This is a genomic window from Okeania sp. SIO2F4 (genome assembly GCF_010672385.1).
Taxonomy (GTDB): Bacteria; Cyanobacteriota; Cyanobacteriia; order Cyanobacteriales; family Microcoleaceae; genus Trichodesmium.
Genome location: NZ_JAAHGT010001029.1, coordinates 1 through 3,337 on the forward strand (window position 1 = coordinate 1; position 3,337 = coordinate 3,337).

General features: G+C 38.3%; 2 protein-coding genes. Both read right to left on the reverse strand.

The features are described 5' to 3' along the window. Window positions 1-1,118: 1,118 nt before the first annotated feature. Window positions 1,119-2,120: a J domain-containing protein gene (locus F6K22_RS36645; protein WP_293109608.1), complete on the reverse strand. Its 1,002-nt coding sequence runs from the start codon at window positions 2,118-2,120 to the stop codon at window positions 1,119-1,121. 403 nt (window positions 2,121-2,523) lie between these two features. Further along, window positions 2,524-3,337, reverse strand: an 814-nt coding sequence (locus F6K22_RS36650; RefSeq protein ID WP_293109610.1) for an Hsp70 family protein, incomplete at its 5' end; no start/stop codon positions are given.

Sequence of the window (3,337 nt, forward strand, 5' to 3'; positions counted from 1 at the left end):
AACCTTGTCTCAATCTTAACTGGAATAACTATAGTTCTTTCAGGAGAGTAGTCAGTTGCATCCCCGAAAAAATCGTGATACAATTGATATAATAACCCCGATTATTACCTACCTATATATAACTTTTTATTCAATCAACAAAAACTATCTCTCTAAGCAAAAATTTTCCACCTGAAGACTGTGAGCGATCGCCTCAAATCAAATTAATTATTATTTTCTGGAGCATCAAAAAAATATCCCTGTTAGTTAGGACTTGCTGATTAAGTCTAAAACCCTTTATCTGTAAATGCTTTAGCCTTTTTTTCTAGAAAAAACCCTCTCTCAAGCTCAAAAGACTGACATTTTGAGCAGATAAGGGCAGAAAAATCTCAGACAATTCTTTACCGAAAAATTCAGGTATAAAGCCTCTCCATTTATGGAGAAAAAGCGGTCGTTTGCGAAGCAGTCCGTTAGGATGGGATGGATAGGTGACCTAACCATATCCAATCTCCCCTTGAGAAGAAAAAAATTTCTTTTAGGCAATCCTATCAGTTATAAGAAGAGGTAATAATTAATAATTAATAATTAATTATTAATTATTGAACTACCTCCCTCCTCTGTAATTCTCATTCCCCCTGACTCCTACCCTTAAGTAGGTAGACAAAATTATTTGTATATTTGCCGTGTATTTACTAATTGGCTATATTCCCTTTAGCTTTTACCTATTGACTCTTGCCTACCACCGCCAAAATATTAAATTAATTCTGTCCAGGTACTTATGCCATTTCTCTGTAACAATGCGCTTAATAATTCTTACCCAAACCTGAATTTTACTAATAGCTGTTATCTTTTATTAAGCGCAACATCAGGTCGAAATGGTATTACCAAAAGACTTTTTAGATTGCATCCCCAAAAAAATCGTGATAGTATTGATATCATACCCCTTTTTCGTACTTGAACATGATTTTTTATTCAATGAAAAATATAAATTTAGGCATTACCGAATCAAGGTATGAAAATCAAAACTCAATAATCTCAAGTATTTATTATTCAATAGTTTAGCAATTGCTAAAAAATACAAATTATACTCACCCATCAGCAACGTCTAAATTTTCATAATCCTGTAGTTAGAAACCAAATCAAACAGGCAAATCTTTCCGTGGCTTAAACCTCTCAACCTCCCGTAACTTCTGATATATCTCCAACTCCTCTTGAGTAGGTTCCTTCGGAGTGACAATCTTAATCTCCACCAACTGATCCCCACGCTCTCCCCTCCCATCAGGATACCCCTTACTAGCAAGTCGTAAACGTTGACCAGAAACAACCCCTGCTGGCAACTTCATCTTCACCCAACCATCCAAAGTCGGGACCTCAATATCCCCACCCAAAACAGCCTCCACAGGAGTAATAGGCAATTCACAAAAAATATCTGCCCCCTCCAACTGATAAAAACCATGAGGAGCGACCGTAATCTTCAGATACAAATCTCCTCCACCAAGACCTTGATTTTTCAGACGAATTCTTTGACCACTAATCATAGCTGCCGGCATATTTACCTCTATCGAGCGCCCATCCTCCAAGCGTATTTTCTCAATTCCTCCCACATAAGCCTTTTCCAAAGGCAAAGTCAATCTGGCCTCAATATCCTTTTTTGGTTCCCGTTCCCTTGCCTTATAAACAGCCTTTTTCTGACCAGGGCGATAAACAGTTGATGGCTGAGTTTTTGGTTTTGTTGCTGTTGCCGGAGTCCTAACTTCCCGACGACGACCCAACAATTGATCTACAAAAGTATTAAAATCTGAAAAATCACTAACATCTACATCTTTTTCTGACTTACCTACATTCCCAGAAAGATTATCTCCCCAATTTCTAAAATCAGGAACCCGCACCCCCATCCTACTAGCAATTCCCTTCGGTTTCCAATATCGAATAAACTTATCGTACTCTACCCGTTTCTCTAAATCTGATAAAATATCGTAGGCTTCATTAATATCTTTAAACTTTTCTTCTGCCTCTTTACTGCCTGGATTTACATCTGGATGAAATTGTCGCGCCAGTCTCCTATATGCTTTCTTAATTTCATCCACTGAAGCATCTTTAGAAACATCTAGAATCTGATAATAATTCCGAAAGTTTTGCATCTGCTAACTTAAACTTATAAGTAGTTTTAACGATAAATATTTTCTCTGACTCCTCGAAGCAAAATGGTAGCAGATTTTAGATTTCTCACTTGAGAGCTAAAATATAGTAATTATAGCACCAAGCAAATAGGTTAGGACATTGGTAAATCCTGTTTGCCCAGCATTTCAGTTTGCGTTTCGCTACGCGACATGAAAAGCCCAGATATTCTGCAAGAGGCAGCATTCCAAAGGAAAGCAAAAACTCAGTCAGAGATTAATGCATGAATTTTGAATTTTGAATTTTTACTTGCGCATAGGGGTATACCAATTCAGTTAGAAAATTCTCAATATATAGTCACACTAAGAATTTAACTTCTGAATTCTGAATTCTACTATCCCCTGCCCAATCTAAAATATACAATATTTATAGCCAATCATCATCATCATCATTCCAATCTTTACTTTGATAAGAACGACTAGGGCGATTAGAACTAAATCGATCGGGAGGACGACTATAAACTCTAGTTTCATAATCATAACGTTCTCTGGGTTTATAATCATCCCCAGATATTGTCCGACGGACAGAACCAAAGAAATCATCATCACCTTCTTCGGAGGTATAAATTGAAATCTCACGTTTCAAATCATAGAGAGCATCTTGTAGATCAACCCCCACCTGATCGATACCTCGCTCATCATCCTGTTCCAAACTATCCCGCAGTTCCCTAATCAACATCTCAATTCGTTGACGACTTCTACCCGCAAACTGCATCCCATAATCCAAGGCCACCTCTCGCAGTTGTCGTTCCGCCTGAAATGCCAAAGCCTCAGCCCGGTTACGCTTATCTACCCGCTCACGTTTGAGTCGGTCTACTTCAGCAAATTTTTCCGCATCCCGAATCATCTGACTAATTTCCTGCTGACTTAAAGTAGAAGCCCCTTGAATCGTAATACTTTGAGACCTACCAGTAGTTTTATCCATTGCCGTTACCTGCAAAATACCATTGGCATCAATATCAAAGGCGACTTGTACTTGGGGCACACCCCGTGGTGCAGGAGGAATACCAGTCAGCTTAAATTTTCCCAGAGACTTATTATCAGCAGCTATTTCCCGTTCTCCTTGAATAACATGAATCTCAACTAAAGTCTGATTATTTTCTGCAGTAGAAAAGATATCAGAACGTCGTACTGGGATAGTAGTATTCCGAGGAATGAGCTTTTTCATCACTCCCCCAATA